22 protein-coding genes and 1 riboswitch are annotated in these 22183 nt (G+C 46.4%); of the genes, 6 read left to right on the top strand and 16 right to left on the bottom strand.

The genetic code is table 11. The annotated features are described in order from the left end of the window. Positions 1-308: 308 nt before the first annotated feature. Entirely contained in the window at positions 309-911 is a 603-nt protein-coding gene (locus Q4Q49_RS17545; RefSeq protein ID WP_311999970.1) for a hypothetical protein, read from the top strand. A gap of 39 nt (positions 912-950) precedes the next feature. Beyond that, on the top strand, positions 951-1463 hold the full coding sequence (locus Q4Q49_RS17540) for a M23 family metallopeptidase (RefSeq protein ID WP_006079770.1): 513 nt from the start codon (positions 951-953) through the stop codon (positions 1461-1463). A 121-nt stretch (positions 1464-1584) separates the two neighbouring features. Here the strand turns inward: Q4Q49_RS17540 and Q4Q49_RS17535 are convergent, their stop codons facing one another. Next, positions 1585-1788, bottom strand: a complete 204-nt coding sequence (locus tag Q4Q49_RS17535; RefSeq protein ID WP_014615425.1) for a DUF2986 domain-containing protein — start codon at positions 1786-1788, stop codon at positions 1585-1587. 475 nt (positions 1789-2263) lie between these two features. Between Q4Q49_RS17535 and Q4Q49_RS17530 the strand changes: the two genes are divergently transcribed. Continuing rightward, positions 2264-4438, top strand: coding sequence for a TonB-dependent receptor (locus Q4Q49_RS17530; RefSeq protein WP_311999969.1), 2175 nt, complete (start codon positions 2264-2266; stop codon positions 4436-4438). Between the two features lie 72 nt (positions 4439-4510). Here the strand turns inward: Q4Q49_RS17530 and Q4Q49_RS17525 are convergent, their stop codons facing one another. Beyond that, entirely contained in the window at positions 4511-4678 is a 168-nt protein-coding gene (locus tag Q4Q49_RS17525; protein ID WP_006079767.1) for a YqaE/Pmp3 family membrane protein, read from the bottom strand. A 259-nt stretch (positions 4679-4937) separates the two neighbouring features. On the opposite strand from Q4Q49_RS17525, the gene Q4Q49_RS17520 reads away from it, so the two are divergent. Further along, positions 4938-6107 (top strand): GGDEF domain-containing protein, encoded by a 1170-nt coding sequence (locus Q4Q49_RS17520; protein WP_263140820.1) that lies wholly within the window; start codon positions 4938-4940, stop codon positions 6105-6107. Positions 6108-6133: 26 nt separating this feature from the next. On the opposite strand, the gene Q4Q49_RS17515 is transcribed toward Q4Q49_RS17520, so the two are convergent. From Q4Q49_RS17515 to moaA, 11 genes are all read right to left on the bottom strand, one after another. Further along, positions 6134-6826, bottom strand: a complete 693-nt coding sequence (locus tag Q4Q49_RS17515; protein WP_263164952.1) for a TIGR01621 family pseudouridine synthase — start codon at positions 6824-6826, stop codon at positions 6134-6136. 33 nt (positions 6827-6859) lie between these two features. Continuing rightward, positions 6860-8116, bottom strand: a complete 1257-nt coding sequence (locus Q4Q49_RS17510) for a HAMP domain-containing sensor histidine kinase (RefSeq protein ID WP_263164950.1) — start codon at positions 8114-8116, stop codon at positions 6860-6862. Between the two features lie 49 nt (positions 8117-8165). Then, complete coding sequence (locus Q4Q49_RS17505; RefSeq protein ID WP_006079763.1) at positions 8166-8843, bottom strand: response regulator transcription factor; 678 nt, start codon at positions 8841-8843, stop codon at positions 8166-8168. A 72-nt stretch (positions 8844-8915) separates the two neighbouring features. Further along, a complete protein-coding gene (locus Q4Q49_RS17500; RefSeq protein ID WP_131524044.1) occupies positions 8916-9437 on the bottom strand; it encodes a hypothetical protein in 522 nt (173 codons plus the stop codon). A 637-nt stretch (positions 9438-10074) separates the two neighbouring features. After that, positions 10075-11178 carry an ABC transporter ATP-binding protein gene (locus Q4Q49_RS17495; RefSeq protein WP_173497784.1) on the bottom strand — a complete coding sequence of 368 codons (1104 nt, stop codon included), beginning with the start codon at positions 11176-11178 and terminating at the stop codon, positions 10075-10077. Then, entirely contained in the window at positions 11159-11839 is a 681-nt protein-coding gene (modB, locus tag Q4Q49_RS17490; RefSeq protein WP_105251087.1) for a molybdate ABC transporter permease subunit, read from the bottom strand. Before modB ends, Q4Q49_RS17495 begins: the two co-directional genes overlap by 20 nt. After that, positions 11839-12642, bottom strand: coding sequence for a molybdate ABC transporter substrate-binding protein (gene modA / locus Q4Q49_RS17485; RefSeq protein WP_311999968.1), 804 nt, complete (start codon positions 12640-12642; stop codon positions 11839-11841). The genes modB and modA overlap by 1 nt, the downstream gene beginning before the upstream one ends. A gap of 79 nt (positions 12643-12721) precedes the next feature. Next, complete coding sequence (gene moaE, locus Q4Q49_RS17480) at positions 12722-13189, bottom strand: molybdopterin synthase catalytic subunit MoaE (protein WP_113941349.1); 468 nt, start codon at positions 13187-13189, stop codon at positions 12722-12724. Position 13190: 1 nt separating this feature from the next. After that, positions 13191-13442, bottom strand: coding sequence for a molybdopterin synthase sulfur carrier subunit (gene moaD / locus Q4Q49_RS17475; protein ID WP_006079756.1), 252 nt, complete (start codon positions 13440-13442; stop codon positions 13191-13193). 23 nt (positions 13443-13465) lie between these two features. After that, positions 13466-13942, bottom strand: coding sequence for a cyclic pyranopterin monophosphate synthase MoaC (gene moaC, locus Q4Q49_RS17470; protein WP_006079755.1), 477 nt, complete (start codon positions 13940-13942; stop codon positions 13466-13468). 96 nt (positions 13943-14038) lie between these two features. After that, positions 14039-15019, bottom strand: coding sequence for a GTP 3',8-cyclase MoaA (moaA, locus tag Q4Q49_RS17465; RefSeq protein ID WP_105251082.1), 981 nt, complete (start codon positions 15017-15019; stop codon positions 14039-14041). Next, positions 15007-15140: riboswitch (molybdenum cofactor riboswitch) on the bottom strand. Its footprint overlaps the gene before it by 13 nt. 247 nt (positions 15141-15387) lie before the next feature. Between moaA and Q4Q49_RS17460 the strand changes: the two genes are divergently transcribed. Next, positions 15388-17037, top strand: a complete 1650-nt coding sequence (locus Q4Q49_RS17460) for an electron transfer flavoprotein-ubiquinone oxidoreductase (protein ID WP_300481692.1) — start codon at positions 15388-15390, stop codon at positions 17035-17037. Between the two features lie 348 nt (positions 17038-17385). Next, a complete protein-coding gene (locus Q4Q49_RS17455) occupies positions 17386-19302 on the top strand; it encodes a methyl-accepting chemotaxis protein (protein WP_311999967.1) in 1917 nt (638 codons plus the stop codon). 75 nt (positions 19303-19377) lie between these two features. Here the strand turns inward: Q4Q49_RS17455 and Q4Q49_RS17450 are convergent, their stop codons facing one another. The 3 genes from Q4Q49_RS17450 to Q4Q49_RS17440 form a co-directional block, all read right to left on the bottom strand. Then, positions 19378-19734: a DUF4870 domain-containing protein gene (locus Q4Q49_RS17450; protein ID WP_311999966.1), complete on the bottom strand. Its 357-nt coding sequence runs from the start codon at positions 19732-19734 to the stop codon at positions 19378-19380. Positions 19735-19771: 37 nt separating this feature from the next. After that, positions 19772-20467, bottom strand: a complete 696-nt coding sequence (locus tag Q4Q49_RS17445; RefSeq protein WP_311999965.1) for an MOSC domain-containing protein — start codon at positions 20465-20467, stop codon at positions 19772-19774. A gap of 135 nt (positions 20468-20602) precedes the next feature. Continuing rightward, positions 20603-22063, bottom strand: coding sequence for a sensor domain-containing diguanylate cyclase (locus Q4Q49_RS17440; RefSeq protein ID WP_311999964.1), 1461 nt, complete (start codon positions 22061-22063; stop codon positions 20603-20605). Positions 22064-22183: the final 120 nt, after the last annotated feature.

The following is a 22183-nucleotide window of genomic DNA, read 5'->3' as shown; positions in this document are numbered from 1 at the left end:
GAACATTGAATAAGTGGTTCTCCAAGACTGGAGAGCCACTGCGGTTTACCATTCGACAGATTCCCATTTGCCAGCGCTCAAAAGCTCACAACTTAAGTATTAAGCTTCTTCCTGCTAACGCTAAACCCTAGACGACAGCTTAGTTACAGGCATAAAATCGCTTGCCTTGTCATTTTTAATATCCAACTGAATTAACGGTATTAATGCTTCAAGCTGGCCGTATGCAGATGAGTAAAATCGCAGGTGCCAGAAGTAGATTAGTGATTTGAATCTTTAGATACGCCATGATCAATTAACATTCACCTTATATGGTCGCGCTCATGTCTGTGCTCACTTGGCTTAAGAAACACCTTCATCGCGCCTTTCATGGCAACAGCCCACTAGGGCGGCAAGCTGACTTAGCCGCCATTTTTCATCCAGCGCAAATGCCCGACATCGACTTGCCGACAAACCAAGCCTATCCGCTAGTGGCACCAATAGTGCAGGCCGATATTTATGCCTATCAAGTTCACGGCTTACTGACCTTAGAAGGCAAGCAAACCTTAGATACGTTAATCGGCAATGCAGGTTTTGCGGTATTGCCCGAACATGCCGCCAGCTTTAATGGTCTGATAATCCATACTACCCAAGCAACCAGTTTGCAGCTCCACCAATATGCCGATTTTGCGGGGATCTGCGTCAGTTTAATCAGCAACGACAAAGCACTATTAGAACAACTGATTGCGTTCAAATCGACTTTACCTCACCCTTGGGAAAGCTTTCCCCATATCGGTCCCGAGACACTCGGCAGTCTTCAAGGGAATATCGATTTTTGGTGCAACTATTTTTGGCGTCCCTATTGGTTATCACTTTCAGCGGCTGAACGCTTACAGTACCCCGTAAATTGGCAGGAATTCAGTGATTTTCATTAGAGCTTGAGAAAAGCACTAAGGCTTAATGCAGGATAAAAAATGAAGTTAACATATGTTGGATTAGCACTCGCGTTACTGCTACTTGGCGGTTATCTGATCCCTGAGTCACCGGTGATCCCGGTAAAAGGCGCCAGCAGTAAAGATTGGAACAGCCAAACCTTTTGGTATGAACCTTGGGGCCCATCGGGCGTACATAAGGGGATAGATATTTTCGCCGCCAAAAACACCGCCGTGATTGCGCCAACGCCTATGCTGATCTTCTATCGAGGCGACTTCTTTAAAGGAGGCAATGTGGTCGTTGGTCTAGGTCCTAAATGGCAAATTCATTACTTCGCCCATTTAGCGCAAATTGAATCAACAACGGGATTAATTGCCCACCAAGGTGAAACGCTGGGTACTGTCGGCGATACGGGTAACGCTCAAGGTAAACCGCCACATTTGCATTATTCCATTTTGAGCTTATTGCCTAAACCTTGGCTGATAGATACTTCAACCCAAGGTTATAAAAAGGCCTTTTATCAAAATCCCATCAGCTACTTAGAAACACACTAAGACTTAGGTGATGAGTAACATAGCGGCTTCACGACAATATCAACTACAAATGAGGGTTCAGTAGGCAAGCTCACTGAATGCCAGCATGGCCGTCACATTATACGAAGAAATGAACGGAGACTTATGATTCTGCAGACTCACTATCAAGAGTTACAGGGTTAACTGCTGCAGCATCAACAGCATGCGACTCGCTATCGGCCCCTGCAGCTAATGCTTCCCTATCCGCCTTCGCAATATATTTAGGTTTATTACTCGATTGCAGTTTAGCATTGGCCTTTTTCGCCTTGCTCTTCAAGGTTTGGTTTATCTTCTTTTTACGGTTCATCAGGGCACCAATGCAGATACGGAAAAAAGGGGCGCGATTATAGCCTTCCAGCTGCACGCCAGACAATCGAAAGCACTAAGTCAGATCGTCTCAGGCCATCAAACCCACGCCCAACGCTAACCAAATTAACAAGCCTAGTTAACAAACCGCGTTTTCAAGCCAAGTCATCAAGCCTGCGCCCAAATCATCAGATCGCGAAAGCTATGCCAAACGCTAAGTAAGGCGCGGGCTGACCGGCATGAACTCGCACTGGGTAACCCTTGAGGTTAAATCTCGATACCGAGTGCTGTGTCGCAATTTTTGAATACTGCCGCCAAATTGCGCAATTTCCGCGAATACACAACTAGACAAGCCGTAATTCCTGCCCTAAAATCGCGTCAGAATAAAAATCACTATCATTTGCAATGTTGTTTAACGGAAGAATCTAATGCCAAGGAATTCGGTGTAGCAAATCCACCCCTTAGCAGGAAGTTATATGACGTTCAAAACCTCGTTTGTTGCTCTCGCCGTCTTTGCGGCACTCACCCAATCCGCTGTGGCACAAGAAGCATCCGATGCGGGAACAAATAAAAACAAAGATATTGAAAGAATAACTGTCACCGCGAGTCGGATGGATAAATCCCCAAGCTCGATCCCTAATACCGTCACTATCATTGACCGCGCCCAGTTAGAAGAACAGTTCCGCACCACTAAAGATTTATCGACCATTATCGGTAACTTAGCGCCTAGCTTTTCACCAAGTCGCCAGAAGATGAGTAACACAGGCGAAACCCTGCGTGGTCGTCCACCATTGATTATGATCGACGGCGTACCGCAATCGAACCCACTTCGCAGTGGAGGGCGTTCGGGTCAAACTATCGATCCTGCCATGATAGAGCGTATTGAAATCATTCACGGTGCCAATGCGATGCACGGTCTCGGTGCCCAAGGCGGCATCATCAACTACATCACTAAAAAGCCCACTGGCGACAGCGAACAGGTTGCGAGTTTCGATGTGACAGTTCCTGATTCGATGAAATCCAACGGCTTAAGCTTTGGTGCCAGCTATGCGTTTTCTGGCGAGTCTGAATTTATCGATATGATAGGCTCGGTTAGCTATCGCAATAATGGTGTGTACTACGATGCCAACCACGACGTTGTGGGCGTAGACACGACTCAAGGCGAGTCGATGGACAGTCAAAGCAAAGACTTCTTCATCAAGCTTGGCCATAACTTCGATGAGTCTCGCCTTGAATTAATGGTTAACCATTACAATGCAGACAACAATGGCGATTGGATGCCTGTCGCTGGTGATAAGCCTAATGGCGTGCCCACGGGCGCAGTTAAGGAAACTCAGCCATGGGAAGCGGCCAACAATCAAGTGACCACGACTAGTTTAACGTATACCCATGCCAATATTGGCGGCCAACAACTTAGCCTGCAACTCTTTAATCAAGATTTTAAAGCGGTTTATGGTGGCGGTTGTTTCGACAGTTTCTACGACCCCTCCTTCGAAGGTAGCGACCAAGTGATCCAGTGCGGTGTCGGCAGTAAAGGCGAAAGCTTGTACTACGAGCAATCCCGTAATTCTTCAGTTAAATGGGGTTTAAAAAGCTCATTGATTGCTAAGGATATTGCCGGCTCAGGCATTGATGCCGCCTACGGTGTGGACCTTTTCCGCGATACCACAGAGCAAGATTTAGTGACAACGGGCTTCTCATGGGTGCCTGAAAGCACCTATGACAACGTCGCGCCATACTTACAGTTAGATTATGATCTAATTGAAAATCTAACCTTATCGACCGGTGTTCGTTACGAACATGCCGAGTTAAGTGTCGACGACTACAAAACCCTATGGGGTGCGGGTAATAAGCAAATTGCAGGTGGCTCAGCCACCTTCGATGAAACCTTATTCAACGTCGGTATCTCCTACAAAATCACCCCAGACATTCGCGTTTATACCAGCTATAACCAAGGTTTTGGCATGCCGGATATCGGCCGAATTCTGCGTGATGGTAAAAGCTTCCCCGGCGACAATCCCAGCATAGATGACTCATTGGCACTCACGCCGATCGTCACAGATAACGTCGAAGTCGGCGCCGATTACCAAGGTAAATACTTAAGCGCCAAGCTAGCTTACTATCGTTCGGCCACTGATTTTGGTTCACGTTTAGCCTTAAATAGTGATGGTTTCTACGACGTGAAGCGGGAAAAAAGTGTGATCGATGGGATCGAAGCCAATGTCACCGCCTACCTCACCAGCAATGATGATCTCGGCATGAATATCGCCTTCCAGCAGGGCGAATACGATTCAAATGGTGATAACCAAGTCGATACCGATCTCGATGGTGCAAATATTTCACCCAACCGTATCAACCTGTTCTGGACCCATAACTTCGATAATGACATGTCGACTCGTGTTCAAGCCAATTACTACATGGACCGCGATTTTAAAAACGCGGCGGGCAATAAGTATGCAGAGTTTGATGGCTACACGACAGTCGATGCTTCCTTCTCTATGCCGCTTTACACTGGCACCCTGAGCCTAGGTTTGCAAAATCTATTTAATAAGGATTATTTCAATTATTACTCACAAACCATGGGTACAAATGATCGTTATTTCAAAGGGATGGGACGTACTGCAACAATAGGCTACACCTTGCCTTTCTAAGTGAAAGGCCCATTTTGAAACATAAAAAAGCGCAATTACATTGCGCTTTTTTATTGTATGGAAGAAAGCAAATTATGCCTTGGTCACAACCCAGAGTGCGTGTAATAAACCAGGGAACCAGAACAGTAAACATAACACGATGTTTATTAGCAGATCTTTACCCGCTCCCGCCTTCAAAAATACAGCAACTGGGGGCAATAAAATCGCAATAATGACTAAAAGTAGTTTATTTGTATCCATAACAGAACATCCTCAAAACGGAGATTGTAGGCAAATCAACAAGATCTAACTTCGCAGGAAGACTCAGAATTTGCAAACCTTTTAGTTTGCAAAGCGTAAATAATCCCAGTCACAACCTAAATGAAGGCCCTTACCATTCCCTAAAATGAAAAAGGATATTCAACCCATTATCTGTCCAGAGTAGACTAAGATAACCAGTAAACTCCAACCGAAAATCCCTAAAAGCATCTATAGTTAAAGAAAAATATGAAGTAAAAGAATGATATTTGATCCCCAAGCCTTATTACTCATCAAGTTTATTTGCCTGCTTACTAGCACGGCTGCCGTCGCATGGGGACTCATTGCACAACCTTTAAAAATTGCCACTCAAGCCAGTATGCGCTTTTCTCTGGCGAACTTGTTCGTCCTCCTTGGCATAATACTCAACAGCCAACGCACCGAAGCCTCCAGTTACTTTTTTTGGTTCTGCTCGGATATGGCGATTTTATTTGGCTTCATTCTAGCGCGTTGGGGAACGAAGGCGCTTTTTAGACTCAAGCCCAGCGTAAAATCGGATCTTATTCTTTTAGCACTCACCGCTGGTGTGATGCTTTTGGTTCCACCTAATTTCAGCTCCGAACGCATTTTGGCCATCGCATTCTCAGCCTGCGCCGCGCTCATTTTCGCCATGTTAACTCGAGATAACTATCTTGCCATCAAACGCGATACGGGAAATCGAGTTGCCATCGCTATGGCCATGCCCTTAGTCGCCATGGTGGGTATTTTTATCATTCGTATCTTTATCGCCTTACTCTCTCCCGAAGAAAGTCCGATGTTTATCGCCATGCACACGCAAGAAGCCATACCTGTGCTTTGGTTCTATGTATTTCTGGCCCTATTGATCAATATCGTGATGATAGGTAATGCCATGACGCGGCTTGTCAGTAAAATCCGCATGTTAGCGGAGCGGGACCAACTCACAGGCCTGTGGAATCGCCGTGCTATGCATAAGTTTTTAAACAATATCCATCAACGCTGGCTGCGGGATAAAGTACCTTACAGTATGATTTTATTGGATCTTGATCATTTTAAAGATATCAACGATCAATACGGGCACGATGCGGGCGATCTCGCCCTGCTGACGGCGGCGAGACTGTTTGGGTCGGTATTGCGAGAAAATGACGCCCTATGTCGTCACGGTGGAGAGGAGTTTCTGGTGATTTTACCCGCGACTGATGCACCCGCGGCCAGAGTCGTCGCCGAGAAATTGCATCAAGTACTTAAGGACAATTCATTTATCTGGCAAGGTGTTACGATAAAAATTCATGCCAGTTTAGGTTACGCCACGATTTATCAAGGATGCCAACCTGACAAACTACTCATTCAAGCAGACCAAGCTATGTACCGCGCAAAATCTGAGGGTCGAGACCGTATTTGCCAAGCTTGCTAGGCTTTTGCAACATAACGCTGCAAAGATTAATCTCCTTTCGCAGGCCAAGCCAAAGTATCGGGCTCACGCCATGAAACTAGCGCCTCAGTGACACCTTCAGCGTCAAAATGCTCACCTTGAGTCGGCAAATCCCGATAAGCGTAATCACGCCAACCTGTCACGTCATCACCATAGCGAAAATGCAGACAATAGGCATGCAGATAACACCGATCCGCTGCCCCACCGCCGTATAAATCATCCCCTAAAATGGGTACACCTAAACTCGCCAAGGCAACTCTTAATTGATGGGTTTTACCTGAGTGGGGTTTAAGCAAATATAAACGCAACCCCTCACCAACACTCAAGGAGAAAAACTGCGTAATCGCTGGATTCTCTTTAGTCCGCAGTAACTTAAACATGCTACGACGCGACTTTGCCATGTCACCAATCACCCAGCCTTGCTTCTTCTTCGGCTTGCCTTTCGCGAGGGCGAGGTAATATTTCTGCACTTTATGAGCGGTAAACAGCTCAGTAAATTGCTTGGCGGCGACCGCGCTCTTAGCCAGAATCAACAGACCAGATGTGGGTGTGTCTAATCTATGCACGGCAAAAAGCTTAATCCCTAAATCTTGCTCAGCCTGCGCCACCACGCCCGCCGTTCCATCCTGACTGTGGAAATGCACTTTGGCTGATTTGGAAATAACAATAAAATCAGCCTCATCGGCTATGATTCGATACATGGAGTACTCGGCGTTGTAATGCGGATCATCGACTTAAAACTGAATAGTGACGACTAAGCCAGGATGATTATCCGTGAGATTAATTTTGGCATTGTGCCGTGAGAGAATCGCTTTGACCATAGATAATCCTAAACCAGTGCCCTGTAAATGCCGGCTAGGGTCGAGGCGCACTAAACGTTCGAACACTCTTTCTTTACTCTCGTCTGGAATACCAGGGCCATTATCGCGGATCTGAATTTGTGGGCCTGACTGAATAATCTCAATCCGCGCACCTTGGCCAGAATACTTCATCGCATTATCGACAAGATTATATAAGGCTTGGAATAATAAGTATTTGTCCCCAAAAACCTTATGATCTGTCAGTAGCGATAAACTCAAGGTTTGCTCGTTAGATTCAGCCACAGCATCGGCCATATCCAATAAGTCAGTACACAGTTGCGCTAGGCTTAGCTCCTGCAAATCGAGTGTCTGCTGACCTTCTTCGATACGCGTGAGCGATAACATGGCATCAAATGTCGCTAAACAATGATCGAGCTCCTCGGTCAAAATGGCGCAACCTTCGCTAATCTCATTGCTCGACTTACTCGCTAACTCTTCAATACCAATACGGATATGTGACAGTGGAGTACGTAAATCATGGGCGATATTATCGGTCGCACCACGCACTGCCATCAGGTTATTTTCGAGAATATCCAGCACATTATTAAACTGCAGCGCCAACATATCGAACTCATCCTGACGCCAACTCAAGGGTAAGCGGGTGTCATAGTGACCGCGTTCAATCTGTTCACTCAAGCGGTTGTATTGCACTAATCGACGTAAAATCGCCTTAGAAAACAGATAGCCGAGCGCTAAAGTCAACACTACGGTAAGCATGACAGCCGTCGCGGCGGCACTGATAAACTTATCAATTAACGTCGCTAAGTTATCGGTACGGGTCGCAATCAACACTGGGCCGTAGCGGGTCATCACTAGGCCGCCAGTAAGAATATGCAGCTTATCCGGGCCACCGGTTAAGATAGGAAAATCCCGCGTTTGCGGCAGCATGGGCATGCCTTCGGGCATAAAGCTCAAGGCACCGACCATATCGTAGCTATTACGCCAAGCGATCAGGGCCGTTTGTGGATCGGCGGCGCGGATTTGAGCGGCAAAACTACGGCGATCAACCGTTAGGGCAAGTTGCTGATAACGTTGGGTCTCTGACTCTAAATATTGAGTCACTTGATACTGCTGCTCGATGATCAACTGCCGATAGAGGGCAAATAGCAACGCCCCGATGATCACTATCACTAAGGTCGAAAAAACGATTGTGATGCGCCAGGCGCTGCTTTGGTAAGGCTTAATGCCTTTGTCGTAAGCGATAACCCGCTCCCCTCACGGTTTCGATAAGCTCGCCATGGCCTAACTCTTCAAATTTACGGCGTAATTTTGCGATATGCACATCGATGACGTTCGTGCGCGGATCGAAGTGATAATCCCACACTGCTTCGAACAATAAGGTGCGGCTAATAACTTGATTAGCATGTTCCATCAGATACTTAAGTAACTGGAACTCTTTTGGCTGTAGCATCAACTCCTGCCCGTCTAAAGTGACATTACGGGTCAGTAACTCCATCTTCAAACCACCAACAACGAGATCAGTTGTCACAGGCACAGATTGCCCACGGTGCATCAGTTTTTCAGCGCGAACTAATAACTCGGAGAAAGCAAACGGCTTAGTCATATAGTCGTCGCCACCTGCCCGCAAGCCTTTTACTCGCTCATCGACGTGCGCTAAAGCGGATAAAATCAGCACTGGTGTTTGATTACCCGTAGCCCTTAAGGCGGCCAGCAATTTTAAGCCATCGAGTTGAGGTAACATGCGGTCGAGGATCACGAGATCGTACTGACTACTCGTCGCGAGTGACAGACCTTGATGGCCATCGCTCGCCGTTTCGATATTGTGACCCTGCTCAAGAAATCCTTTGACGATGTAATCAATCGTCGTCGCATCATCTTCAACTAAAAGTATTTTCATCTGTATGTTGCGCTCCTCAATCTTAAGCACTCGTGTGAGCACTCGTGTGAGCACTCGATTGACTTAGATATTTCAATCCCACTTGAGTAAAGGTAACGGTCGTAAATTTTCGACATCAAAGGCCAACTTAAACTTACCCGTATCGTCTAGCAGCTTAAGTTCTAAGTAACTGATACCTAAGTCGTGGTCTAACTTTGCTTCGGTTAAGAAGGCTTTATGATCTTTAGTGGCCTTAATGATTAGACCTGAAAAGGTTTGATCTTTTGCCGCGATCATACGCGTTGCCTCAACCTCACCCAGATCATCGGCGCTTACTTTACTCGCCTTTTGTTTCAGTAACTTACCATCACGGGCACGATATTCAAACCGCGTTATAGAGTTTGCTAAAGGATTAATCAACTCAAATTGATAGACTAATTCACCCTCTTGCTCTTCCATATGAAATTCGGCAATCACACCGGAGAACCCCTTTTCAATCTGCTGCATAACGCTCAACGGCGGTACATAGTCTCCACCCGCAAACATCGAATACATGCTCTGAGCCGCCGTTGCGACACCAGATACCAACATGAATCCTAGCAACCATAGTCTCATGGCCCCTCCATATAAATCAGCTAAGTTTGTATCTTATGAGACAATCAGTTAGAAGTCGATGGACCTATTGCGCCTGTATGCAATTCCAAGCTAATCCCTCACAATTTACCACTGGATATAGCATCACACTGTGTCAGCGTTAACTCAGGTTCGGCCATCAATTGATCTAAAATCCAACGTCAACAGAACCTAAATCGCTGATAAGCCAAACACTCAATCATTTTGTGGCTAATGTGTTAAGTCTACCTAATACCAGCTTAAACACCGATGGAAACAAGATTAAGCTTTGATCATCTGAGGATTTTTAAACATGACATTTTCAGTGATAACCCTCAATTTCGCCATTTAGAATCAAGAGGATTGAATTTTAGCGGGTATTTTAGTCTATCTGTGTCATTAAAAAGTGGGATTGGCAAATAAATCGCCCTCGACTAAAGTCAGATAACTTAGCATCAGGTAACGGTATTTTTAAATCGGAGCGCAAATGAAACCAGTCATACGATGGATAAGCTTAAGCTTGTTATTAATAGCAGCATTAAGCGCTTATGCCTATGGCAGCGCCACCAGTGCATTGGTGTTCATCATCTTAGGAATGCTATTTACTCGGTATAAAACGTTATTAAATTACGATATCACGCTATTCCAAAATATGAATTTGTTCGGATTTGAGTGCCACCGTAGTTTGCATCCCCTTAGTAAGAGCAAGCTTTTGGGCAAAATGCAGCGAGACTTCAGTGTTAAGTTGTAATGGGGTGCCAGTGACGTAGCAGATAAGCCGAACAGATTCGCCCATCACCAGCATAGCGTCGATCGTGACATCTAATTTATTAAAACTGCGGCATAAACGCCCTTTGGAAATCGAATTAAAACGAATACCTTGATTGGGGATAACCCAACGGACTCGACTTCCCACAGGGCGATCTTTGCCATAGTCGCAGGCAATTAGCTGCTCACCAAATTTAAGCCAAGTGAGATTTTTAGTGCTGTCTTGAAATACCACTTCACCATCAAAAATATTTCTTAGCCCCATCTGCCTAGCCACAGCTTCATTTCGTGGCCGCGATAACACCTCGAAAGGTGCACCTTGCTGTAGCATCTTGCCTTGGCTGATCAAAATCATCGAATCAGCCAGCAGTAAGGCTTCATTTAAGTCGTGGGTGACCATTATCACTGGGCAAAGTAACTGCTCTTTGAGGCGCGCAAGTTCAAGGTATAAACGCTCGCGAGTTTCCCTGTCCACCGCAGAAAAAGGCTCATCCAGCAACAAAACCGACGGTTCGCGGGCAAGCGCTCTCGCTAAGGCGACGCGCTGGCGCTGGCCGCCCGATAAATGCGCCGGTAATCTATCGGGTAATCCCTGTAGATTGACCCGTTCGAGCCAATCTTTCGCGCGCGGTATGCGCTCAGCCTTGGGAATATGATCAAGCCCAGCAACCACATTCTCTAGGGCGGTAAGGTTAGGAAATAGTCCAAAATGCTGTGGCATATAACCGATATGGCGTTGCTGCGGGCTTAAGGCGATGCGCGCTTTATCATCAAACCAAGGTCGATCGCCAAAGTGGATTTGTCCCGTATCGGGATGATTCAACCCAGCGATCATCCGTAGCAGCGTGGTTTTTCCACCGCCAGACGGCCCTACCACAGCAAGTACTTCACCCGCTTTACAGCGAAAATCGGCGTTGAGTTTAATGTGTTTATGATTTTGGATCTGACACTGCAGATCAGCGATGATTTGCGCCACGCTGACCTCCTAAACGCCGCGATAGACTGGTTGTTAGTGCTAACGCCGTCACGGCAAACAGCAATAAGACTAATGACATAGTGCCAGCAGCATTAAAATCGAATGATTGCACACTGTCATAAATTGCAATCGAAATCGTCTTAGTCTCGCCAGCAATATTGCCGCCCATCATCAGCACAACGCCAAACTCCCCAAGCACATGGGAGAAGCACAGAACTAATGCCGTTAGCACACCCGGCCACACCATAGGCAATTCAATTTTAAGTAGAATTTTAAGTCGACTCATGCCGCAACAAGCGGCTGCGTCGCGAACATCATTAGGTACAGTTTCAAAGGCGCGTTGTATCGGCTGCACTGCGAAGGGAATATTAACTAAAACGGAGGCGATAACCAGACCAGAAAAGTGAAACACGAGTTGCTGACCCATGACTTGCTCAATCCATTGTCCGAGCCAACTTTGACTGCCAAGCCCCACCAGCAAGTAATAACCAATCACAGTTGGCGGCAATACTAAGGGCACCATGATCAGCGCCTCGACCCAAGATTTGCCGACAAATTGACGATAGGCTAATGCCCGTCCAGCCAAAATAGCTAAAGGAATCAACACTAAAACTGTGATGCCACTCAGCTTGACCGATAACCAAAGTGCCTGCCAATCCATCATGGTTGCTCTGGCAATGAAAAACCATAATCGGCCAAAACACGACGAGCACTATCGGCTCTTAAATAATCGTAAAAATGCTGAGCTGTTTCACCCGCCTTGGCCATTAATGCCATACGCTGAAACAGTGGACTATGCATTTTTGCTGGCACTATGGCGTAATCACAATGTTTGGCAAAAGTAGGAGACATAGCTAAAGAGAGCGCAATAATCCCGCCCTGGGTTGAACCACTAATCGCAAACTGCCCTGCTTGGGACACATTTTCCCCGAGGATCAATTTAGGTTGAATCGCATCCCACAACTGCACAAACTGCAATGCTTCTTTGGCCTTTTCGCCATAGGGAGCGTGATCAGGATTAGCAATAGCAAAACGGGTAATTTTTCCTGCAGCGAGAGCGTCGGCTAACCCCTTAAGTTCAGGATCAACGGACAAACGACCAGTTTTAGGTACAACAATAGCGAGTTGCCCTTGGGCATAAAGCACGCCAGCATCGCGGGCAACGCCAGCACTATGCAATTGTTGAATATATTTTTCATCCGCAGATAAAAATAATTCATAGGGCGCACCGTTTTGGATTTGAGTAGCAAAATTGCCCGATGATCCATAGGATATTTTTACTTTTAGCCCAGTTTCATTGGTAAATTTTTGGCTAATATCATCGAGGGCAAAACGTAAATCTGAGGCAGCGGCAATTGCGGGAATCCCTGTATTATCCGCCGCTCGACTGAACGATGGCGCGACCGCCAAGCACCAGAGTAATGCAAAAACACAGGTATGGAAGAAACGGGTCAAACTCTGCATTGGGTCACCTTAGTGCAATATTCGCGCGGGTCTTAAACTGGCAAGCTGCGTTGCGACTACGAGTATCTCTGCCACGCGACTAGTCTTTGTGTTGCCATAGCTTAGCCGCTTGTTCATCGGCATCTTTCGCTTCAACCCAACTTTTACCTTGCTCGCCCGCTTCTAATTTCCAGAATGGCGCTTTGGTTTTTAAAAAGTCGATTAAGAATTCACAGGCAGCAAAAGCGGCCTTGCGATGGGCGCTGGTTACGCCGATAAACACAATCTGCTCACCCAGAGCCATAGTACCGACACGGTGAATAACCGTCACTTTATTGAGCGGCCAGCGGCTACGCGCCTCGGCAACGATTTGTTCTAACACGGCTTCGGTCATACCCGGATAGTGCTCTAAGGTTAAGTCTGTCACCGCGGCCCCATCGTTAAAATCACGCACTTTGCCGACGAAAGTGACTACGGCACCATCGCTATCATCTTGAGCTAACTGCCGATATTCGTCGGTCACACTAAAATCGATTTCTTGCACTCGAACTGCGGGTAATAAACGCATATTAACCTCCGGTAACCGGCGGGAAAAAGGCGACTTCATCACCATCGTTTACAGGCGTATCCCATTGACTAATGGTCTGATTTACCGCCACCAGCAATTTGTCAGAGGTTAATACTTTAGCCCATTTGTCGTCGGTTGCCGCCAGCGTTGCCCGTAACGCTTCGGCAGTTTGAGTCTGCTCGCTCGCCTCTAGACTTAATTTAGCTGTGCCCAACAATTCTCGAACTTGAGCAAAAAACAACACGTTAATCATAGTCTTCTCTCGTTTTTGATCCGCTAAACCTTAAAATGTCCCGACTTGCCGCCACGCTTTTCCAACAGACGGACTTGGGAGATCACCATATCTTTTTGCACGGCCTTGCACATGTCATAGATAGTTAACGCCGCCACTGAAGCTGCAGTTAACGCTTCCATCTCTACGCCCGTTTTACCGGATAACTTGCACAGGCTAGTAATACGCACGCGGTTATGTTCAGGTTGTGCCTCTAAATCGACTTCAACTTTCGTTAGCATCAGCGGATGGCAGAGAGGGATAAGATCTGAGGTTTTTTTCGCAGCTTGAATGCCCGCAATACGCGCGGTCGCAAACACATCACCCTTGTGGTGGCTGCCACTCATGATCATCTCGAGTGTCGTGCTCGCCATCTCGATAAAAGCTTCTGCACGGGCTTCGCGCTCGGTAACGGCTTTTTCAGTTACATCGACCATATGGGCATTGCCATCGGCATTAATATGAGTAAATACATTGCTCATTGGAGCGATCCTTTAATTGAGGTCAAAACAGGGTACAAGGGAAATTGAGCTTTTACTCGCGCTAAATTGGCTATAGCCACAGACCTAAAATCAGGTCTAGCCGCCAATAGAGGCAAGATGCTGAGTGACACCTGTGATGCCTTGATGCAAGTAATGGGTTTCTTTCTTCTGGGCTAATTGACCGTGCAGACGCTCAATTAATTCCGCTTGCTGGTTAGAATGCTGTAGCAGATCACGTAAATCGACACCGGATTCCGTAAAGAGGCACAAGTGCAATTTACCCTTAGCAGATACCCGTAAACGGTTACAGGTAGCACAAAAATTATTGGCATAGGGCATGATCAAGCCGATACGGCCCTGATAATCGCTGCGGCTGAAATTTTGGGCTGGACCATCGGAGGCACTTGGCGTATCTAATTGCCAGCCATCTGCCAGTAACTGTGCTTTGATGTCGGCGCCCGCTAGGTGATGGGCTTCAAAATACTCACGACCAAGACCCGTTTCCATCAGCTCGATAAAACGCAGGTCGATTGGCGTGTGTTTAATCCAGTGTAAAAAACGTGGCAAATCTTTATCGTTTAAACCTTTAAGCAGTACGGCATTGATTTTTACTCGCTCGAAACCTGCCGACAAGGCGGCATCAATCCCCCGCATCACTTCATCAAACTTATTTTCGCCGGTGATCTGGTAAAACATTTTGGGATCTAAACTATCCACGGACACATTGATACGACGCAAGCCAGCATCGAACCATTCTTTGGCATGCTTTTCGAGTCGATATCCATTAGTCGTCGTCGCAATAGTATGAATGCGCGGGTTATCAGCGACGACACGAATGATGTCGGTAAAGTCTTTACGCAGGGTAGGTTCACCGCCTGTAATGCGGATTTTTTGGGTGCCGACTTGGCTAAATGCGGAGACCAAGTTTTCTATCTCATTGAGAGATAAGAATTTTGGTTTACCTTCTGGATGATAACCATCAGGGAGGCAGTAACTGCATTTGAAGTTACAAACGTCAGTGACTGACATCCGTAAATAGTGAAATTTTCGACCAAAGCTGTCTTGTAATTGAGACATGATCACCTTTCCAAGTGTGGGAGGTGAGAGCATTTCTTATCCCACCCCGGTGGCATTATTACCACGGCTACACCTCCATATCTTTCGACTTAGGCAGGCAAGCTCGGAGAACCGTCGTCGGTGATTATAGGCCGAAAGTACTCACTAGCTATACCCCTAAACAGGTATTTATTAACCTAGATCACGCTAGCGTGAATAATCTGTGACAGTCCTCACCTAAAGATTTGTATTGAATTAGACTAAACAGCAACTTAATCCACTGTGACCTTATCTTATTTTCAGGTAAGGTGGTGCAAGCAATAAAACGCCCGTTTACAAACTACAACACTCGATAAAAATCGGGGAAACGTGAAGGAAGAGGTGAACTGATGGAACGCGAATCAATGGAATTCGATGTTGTTATCGTCGGCGCAGGTCCAGCAGGCTTGGCCACCGCGTGTCGATTAATGCAAATATCACAGGATTCAGGTAAAGAAATTACCGTCTGTGTGGTCGAAAAAGGCTCAGAAGTGGGCGCGCATATTCTGTCAGGCGCAGTGTTCGAGCCAAAAGTGCTGGACGAGCTATTCAGCGACTGGCGCGAGAAAGACGCCCCAGTAAAAACCGCTGTCACCCACGACGAAATCTACCTACTCAGCTCAGCCACCGACGGCAGAGTCATGCCTAATGCTTTTGTGCCAAAAACCATGCACAACGACGGCAATTTTATTATTAGCGTTGGTAATCTGTCCCGCTGGCTTGCCAATCGCGCAGAAGAACTCGGGGTCGAAATATTTCCCGGCTTTGCCGCCAGTGAGTTGCTATTTAATGCCGATAACAGCGTTAAAGGTATTTTGATTGGCGATATGGGCGTGGGCGCCGATGGTGAGCCAAAAGACAGCTTTATGCCCGGCATGGAACTGCATGCTAAATATACTGTTTTCTCCGAGGGTTGCCGCGGCCACTTAGGCAAGCAACTGATCGAAAAATACCATTTAGATAATGGTAAAACACCCCAGCATTACGGCTTAGGCTTCAAAGAAATTTGGAAAGTCCCCGCCGAGCAACATGAGCAAGGCAAAGTGGTGCACACTGGTGGCTGGCCATTAACCGAGGGCGCATCGGGTGGCGGCTTTCTGTATCACATGGAAGACAACCAGATTGCGGTCGGTCTCATTATCGATTTGAACTACAAAAATCCACATCTGAGCCCATTTGACGAATTCCAGCGCTATAAAACCCATCCTGTGATTGCAAAGTATTTAACCGGTGGCGAACGTCTCAGTTACGGCGCCCGTGCTATCACTAAAGGCGGCTTGAACTCGCTTCCTAAGATGAGCTTCCCCGGCGGCCTGATCATTGGCTGTAACGCAGGTACGTTGAACTTCGCTAAAATCAAAGGCACTCACACTGCGATGAAGAGCGGTATCGTTGCGGCAGAAACCTTAGGCAAAGCCATGATGGCGGGTGTTGAAGGCGGTAAAGATCTCGACTGTTACCAGACTCATATCGAAGAAAGCTGGCTACATGAGGAGCTGTATAAATCGCGCAACTTTGGCCCAGCGATGCATAAATTTGGCACCTATTTAGGCGGCGCATTCAATTACATAGATCAAAACTGGTTTGGTGGAAAGTTCCCGATCACGCTACGTGATGAACACCCAGACTATGCACAAATGGCCTCAGTGAGCGCTTACAGCAAGATTGATTACCCAAAACCCGATGGCAAGCTTAGCTTCGATAAACTGTCCTCAGTGTATCTGTCGAGCACTTATCATGAAGAAGACCAGCCTTGCCATTTACGTCTTAAAGACAGCAGCATTCCACTGGGCATCAACCTGACTCAGTTTAATGAGCCAGCACAACGTTACTGTCCAGCTGGTGTGTATGAAATTGTCGAAGAGGCGGGTCAGCCTAAATTTGTAATCAATGCGCAAAACTGCATTCACTGCAAAACCTGCGATATTAAAGATCCTAGCCAAAACATCACTTGGGTTACGCCGGAAGGCGGTGGTGGTCCTAACTATCCCAACATGTAATTAGTTGCCAACAAATGTTAATAACGGCGCTCAATAGAGCGCCTTTTTTTCACCTTTGACACAAATATCTCACTTTTTTTGCTTGCCCTTAGCTACGACATTAGCCACAATTACCACACAAAAAAGAGTTCGTTTTCAATCACCATCTCATTTCCATCTATACTCTACATAATTAGATCTACTGCAAGACCAACGGGTTAAGCCAAATAAGTTTTTTATACGCTGTTTTATTCGGCATTCGGCCTAGACTAAGGTTAACTTTTCACATTCCTGTCCGATAATCTTTTACCGTACAAGAGTGCGTTGACCGATAACGCAAAACAGTCCAACACAGGCATATTGATATTTATGATATTTAATAACCTCACCATTAAGCAGAAAATTCTGCTAACAGTGACATTTGCAGTACTGCTGTCGACCATACTCGTCGGCGTATTAAGCCAACGTAGCGCTAAAAATGTCGTACAACAACGGATGTTAGGTTCGGAACTGCCGAGTTTGATGATGCAGATCCGCAATAAGATCGATCTCGACATCTCCACTTTAATGAATGCTGCAGAGCAATTGGCCAGCAGCCGCATGTTACTGCAATGGCTCGAAGATGGCAGACCGCAGGCCCAAGAAACCCAAGTGGTTGCTCAACTGAAAGACATCACGCGTCAATATAAGCTAGCGCAAGCCTCCTACGCCGACAGACAAACTGCCGCCTATTACACTCAGGATGGATTTTTGCGCGTGCTCACCCCCGCGCAGGATGGCTGGTTTTTTGGTTACCGCGACAGTGGCCAAGAACGTATGTTGAACGTATTCACTGAGGCCAACGGCGAAGTCAAACTCTTCATCAACTACCAACAACCCAATGGTCGTGGCTTAGTTGGGCTCGCTAAATCACTCGATGATATGGTGCGCTTACTAAGCTCGTTTAAGATTGAGGAAACGGGATTTGTTTACTTAGTTGATGCTAAAGGTGAAGTGAAACTCCACCCAGATACGGGTCAAATTGGTAAGAGCAACTTAGGTAACTTATATCAAGATGCAAACTCAAGCGCCATACTCAACCGTGGCGATTTCAATCTTATCGAAACCAAGATCAATGGCGAAAACATGCTGGTTGCCAGTAGCTATATCGCATCTATGGATTGGTATTTAGTGGCACAAGTGCCAGAAGCCGAAGTGTTTGCGCTATTAACCGAAGCCGCTTATCAGATCTTAATCTGGACGCTGATTATTGCTGCGGGCTTTATCGTCCTCGCTATCGCTGTTGCGGGCTCTGTGAGCCGCCCCATAGCCCAAGTTGCCGCTATGTTCCGCGACATAGGCGAAGGTGAAGGTGACTTACGCCAACGCTTACCCGTCAATGGTGAAGATGAAATTGCGCAGCTCGCTAAAGGATTTAACAGCTTTATCAGCAAGATCCAAGATTCGGTCATCGAAGTAGCGCAAACCAGCGAACAACTCGGCTTCTCGGCTAAGGATGTGTCGAATCAAGCACAGCAAACCTTAGAAGACAGCCACGAGCAGAAAGATCGCACTATGATGGTGGTCACAGCCATTAATGAAATGGGCGCGACGGTTAACGAAATCGCTAGTAATGCCGCCCAAGCAGCGGTTGCGGCAAGAGATGCCGACACTGAAGCCAGCAGCGGTCAAGTGGTCGTGACCCGTGCCCGTGATACCATTAACCAATTGTCGAAGGACGTTGGCCAAGTAGGTGAAGTGATTGAGTCCCTCGCGACCCACACTAAATCCATTGGTGGGATTTTAGATGTGATCCGCGCTATCTCTGAACAAACCAACTTGTTAGCCCTCAACGCGGCCATCGAAGCGGCACGTGCCGGTGAAGCTGGGCGCGGTTTTGCTGTCGTCGCCGATGAAGTACGTAACTTAGCATCACGCACAGCAGCATCGACCAATGAAGTGCAAGGCATGATCGACAAGCTGCAATCGGAAGCCAGCCGCGCGGTTAATGCGATGGCTCAGAGTCGTACTCGCTCCCACGAGGGGGTTGTGGCCGTCGATGAAGCTAGCAAATCGTTGATTGGTATTAGCGACCGCATTGGTCTTATCAGCGACATGAACATCCAAGTTGCTGCGGCAACGGAAGAACAATCCACTGTAGTGGAAGACATCAACCGTAACGTCACAGAAATCAATGACATTACTCAACGTACTGCCAATACTGCACAAGCGGCAGCACAGGCGAGTTTAGCCTTGAATCAACTGTCACACCGCTTAGATACCTTAGTGGCCAAGTTTAAGGTGTAACACCTTAAACTTACGCCATAAAAAACGCCTTAGATGTTTCCATCTAAGGCGTTTTTCTTTAATTCGAAAAAGCGATTAATCCATAGCAATGAATTTAATCGTTAATGGGTATTTATATACCTTACCCTCGCTGGCCTTAATAATCGCCAGCACAGTGCACACCAAATCGAATATGCCGAGTATGGCTAAAAAGATGAAACCTATTCCGACCAAAGCTAATACGCCACTGATGATTGCATAAATCAGCAGGCTCAATTTAAAGTTCAAACAACTACGGCCACATTGATCGACAAATGCGGACTCTTCACGCTTCATTAGCCAGATAATCAAAGGACCCAGAATCGAACCCAGCGGCACTAGGTATCCAACAAAGCTTGAGGCGTATACCAGTAAGCCAAAATCTTTATCACTTTTTGTAACGGGTTCAATCATAAGGTCATCCCTGTATTATCATTATGAATATAAATACTTATTTACCGCTCGGCCCACATAAGCGCATTTGCCAATCTTCTACTGTCTGTGATGCTAAGCGCCGTTGTAGGCTATTAACCCAACTCTGCGCTAATCCCTCGCAGCAAGCTAAACGATCATAGCCGCTGGCATTAAATGTTGGCGAAAAATAGAGTGCCATAGCCTCGGCGACACTGATGTCCGTGCGGCGCTCAATCAATTCAATCTTATCGTTTAACTGAATAATCCCAGGCGTTAATACTCGATAAAACCAACCACATAATTGGCTCTGCTGCATGGCGAGGGCAAATTCTTTGTGCCCAAATTGCAGATTCAACTTAAAGCAAGGTGAACGCGGCTGAGTGACCTGCACTGTTACGGCGCCAATTTGTAAGATATCACCAATATTAACTTGGGTTTCGTTCAGCCCAACGGTACTGATGTTCTCCCCCATACTGGGCGCATCTTCGAGTTGAGTAATTAAATCCCAACGACGATATTGGCCGTAATGCTCGCGGGGAAAATGATGTAACACGCGATCGAGTCCGCCATGGTGTTTAGGATCGGCCTGTGCGTCCCCGTCTACATGGTCGATATGCACTAACAGTTGTTGAGCCGCTTGCTTGCCATCAATCCCAGTAGCAACACCGGACATGTCTTGAAGATGGGTTCCTAAGTACAATCCTGATAACTTATTGATCAACAACTTTGACATCTGTCACTCCCAATCCATAACCCATCTCGCATTACCGCCAGAGTGTAAACCGCGATACGCCAGTAACACAATCAACTCACTCAATAACTCATAAATGTAGACGACATCTTACCGCCAATAAGCACGGGGCTGAATCTATGAATGATTTAACACCACTTGATTTCGACCGGCTTCCTTAGCCTGATACAAGGCCAGATCGGCACGCTTGATCAGATCTTCCGCAGGCTCTTGCGCCTGATGCTCAGCGACGCCAATACTGGCAGTAATAGAAATGTGTAAACCATTCACTTTAATTTCCCGCTGAAAAATAAGCTCACGGATCTGCTCAGCCAGTTCTGCCGCTTGGGTTAAATCCATCCCCGGAAGTAAAATCAAGAACTCCTCGCCGCCCCAACGGCATAAGATATCCTGTTGCTGCAGTGCGCTCCTTAGCATATTTGTCATGGTTTTTAATACTAAGTCACCAATCCCATGCCCATAGCTGTCGTTCACTTTTTTAAAATGGTCGATGTCCAGCAAGAGTATTGAAATCGGCGATTGTGTCAGCTTAGCTTTATCTAATGCCTGCCTAAAGTACTCATCAAACACCTGACGGTTAGCGGCGCCAGTGAGCTTATCGGTAGACGCCATCACTTCTAATTTGCGTTGATAACGACCTAAGGTCATGTTAGAGATGAATAAAATCCCAAGAGTCACCATTAGGCTTAACGCCAAGTTGCCCCAAAAAGTATTCAGTAACTCGCGTTCCTGTGGCGCATCTTCCTGCTCAACAATCAAATACCACTTAAATTCGGGGACTAGACGGCTGTTGAGATAAACGGTTTTACCATTTCTCTGGTAGCTAAAAGCCGCACTTGGACTCGTTAAAATACGCGTCGCTAAATTTTCAAGCCCTAAGCTGGTTTGCAGCGAATCTGCACCATCATATTCATCTCCATGCAAGGTGACATTGCCCTGCCTATCGGTAAAGAACACTCGGCGGTTATAACGTTTTTGATAAAGTTCGATGAGGGACTTAACCTTTTCAACCGCCAAACCCACTCCGGTAACGCCTATAAATTTGCCTTCAAAATCAAAAACTTTATAGTTCACGAAAACGGTTGTTTTACTGCGGTCCGCCGTATCGGCGTCGATATTAACCTCATAATGCTCAGATTCGGGTAAAGATCGCACTCGAAAGTACCAAGCATCATCTGGCTCAACATCTTGGATTTGTTTTAAAATCCCCGTGGAGTGGTAATAATTTCGGCTCTTTTCTGACACAAAAAAACTGGTGACAGTATCGTATTTTTCTTGGATTTCCTTAAGGTAACGGATCAGCTTTTCTGGCTCTTGCTCGTGACTTAATGTCCAATCGCGAACAAAGGTATCCTGCGCCATCAAGGATGAAATAAAGATAGGTCGCAGCAAATCCTGCTGAATTTCAGAGTAAATATTGTCACTTGTGAGTGGTAGGGTATTACTCTCGATTTGTTGACTCAGTGAGTCATGGGCCACCTTGTAACTGATACCACTGGTCACTAAAAAGGCGACCAAAAGCAGAACAGAGAGCAACCAAATAAATTTATTCTTATCATTCCAAGCGTTATTGCCCATTCTCAACTCCAAAGACTACAGAACACCTTGAGTGGCTTATTATTTTAATGTCACGATAACTATTTTAGTTGAATAAATGTTAACGCAATTGCGCCATGGCCGCACAACATTTCAACCTTA

It is taken from the genome of Shewanella sp. SP1S1-7 (genome assembly GCF_031932105.1).
In the GTDB taxonomy this organism is placed as follows: Bacteria; Pseudomonadota; Gammaproteobacteria; order Enterobacterales; family Shewanellaceae; genus Shewanella; species Shewanella baltica.
This window is presented reverse-complemented; position numbering and strand designations above follow the sequence as displayed.

What these genes read in the sequence shown, in the direction of transcription:
- Q4Q49_RS17545 (WP_311999970.1), top strand. Translation starts at nt 309, where the DNA reads ATGGTCGCGCTCATGTCTGTGCTCACTTGGCTTAAGAAACACCTTCAT.
- Q4Q49_RS17540 (WP_006079770.1), top strand. Translation starts at nt 951, where the DNA reads ATGAAGTTAACATATGTTGGATTAGCACTCGCGTTACTGCTACTTGGC.
- Q4Q49_RS17535 (WP_014615425.1), bottom strand. Translation starts at nt 1,788, where the DNA reads ATGAACCGTAAAAAGAAGATAAACCAAACCTTGAAGAGCAAGGCGAAA.
- Q4Q49_RS17530 (WP_311999969.1), top strand. Translation starts at nt 2,264, where the DNA reads ATGACGTTCAAAACCTCGTTTGTTGCTCTCGCCGTCTTTGCGGCACTC.
- Q4Q49_RS17525 (WP_006079767.1), bottom strand. Translation starts at nt 4,678, where the DNA reads ATGGATACAAATAAACTACTTTTAGTCATTATTGCGATTTTATTGCCC.
- Q4Q49_RS17520 (WP_263140820.1), top strand. Translation starts at nt 4,938, where the DNA reads ATGATATTTGATCCCCAAGCCTTATTACTCATCAAGTTTATTTGCCTG.
- Q4Q49_RS17515 (WP_263164952.1), bottom strand. Translation starts at nt 6,826, where the DNA reads ATGTATCGAATCATAGCCGATGAGGCTGATTTTATTGTTATTTCCAAA.
- Q4Q49_RS17505 (WP_006079763.1), bottom strand. Translation starts at nt 8,843, where the DNA reads ATGAAAATACTTTTAGTTGAAGATGATGCGACGACGATTGATTACATC.
- Q4Q49_RS17500 (WP_131524044.1), bottom strand. Translation starts at nt 9,437, where the DNA reads ATGAGACTATGGTTGCTAGGATTCATGTTGGTATCTGGTGTCGCAACG.
- modB (WP_105251087.1), bottom strand. Translation starts at nt 11,839, where the DNA reads ATGGATTGGCAGGCACTTTGGTTATCGGTCAAGCTGAGTGGCATCACA.
- modA (WP_311999968.1), bottom strand. Translation starts at nt 12,642, where the DNA reads ATGCAGAGTTTGACCCGTTTCTTCCATACCTGTGTTTTTGCATTACTC.
- moaE (WP_113941349.1), bottom strand. Translation starts at nt 13,189, where the DNA reads ATGCGTTTATTACCCGCAGTTCGAGTGCAAGAAATCGATTTTAGTGTG.
- moaD (WP_006079756.1), bottom strand. Translation starts at nt 13,442, where the DNA reads ATGATTAACGTGTTGTTTTTTGCTCAAGTTCGAGAATTGTTGGGCACA.
- moaC (WP_006079755.1), bottom strand. Translation starts at nt 13,942, where the DNA reads ATGAGCAATGTATTTACTCATATTAATGCCGATGGCAATGCCCATATG.
- moaA (WP_105251082.1), bottom strand. Translation starts at nt 15,019, where the DNA reads ATGTCTCAATTACAAGACAGCTTTGGTCGAAAATTTCACTATTTACGG.
- Q4Q49_RS17460 (WP_300481692.1), top strand. Translation starts at nt 15,388, where the DNA reads ATGGAACGCGAATCAATGGAATTCGATGTTGTTATCGTCGGCGCAGGT.
- Q4Q49_RS17455 (WP_311999967.1), top strand. Translation starts at nt 17,386, where the DNA reads ATGATATTTAATAACCTCACCATTAAGCAGAAAATTCTGCTAACAGTG.
- Q4Q49_RS17450 (WP_311999966.1), bottom strand. Translation starts at nt 19,734, where the DNA reads ATGATTGAACCCGTTACAAAAAGTGATAAAGATTTTGGCTTACTGGTA.
- Q4Q49_RS17445 (WP_311999965.1), bottom strand. Translation starts at nt 20,467, where the DNA reads ATGTCAAAGTTGTTGATCAATAAGTTATCAGGATTGTACTTAGGAACC.
- Q4Q49_RS17440 (WP_311999964.1), bottom strand. Translation starts at nt 22,063, where the DNA reads ATGGGCAATAACGCTTGGAATGATAAGAATAAATTTATTTGGTTGCTC.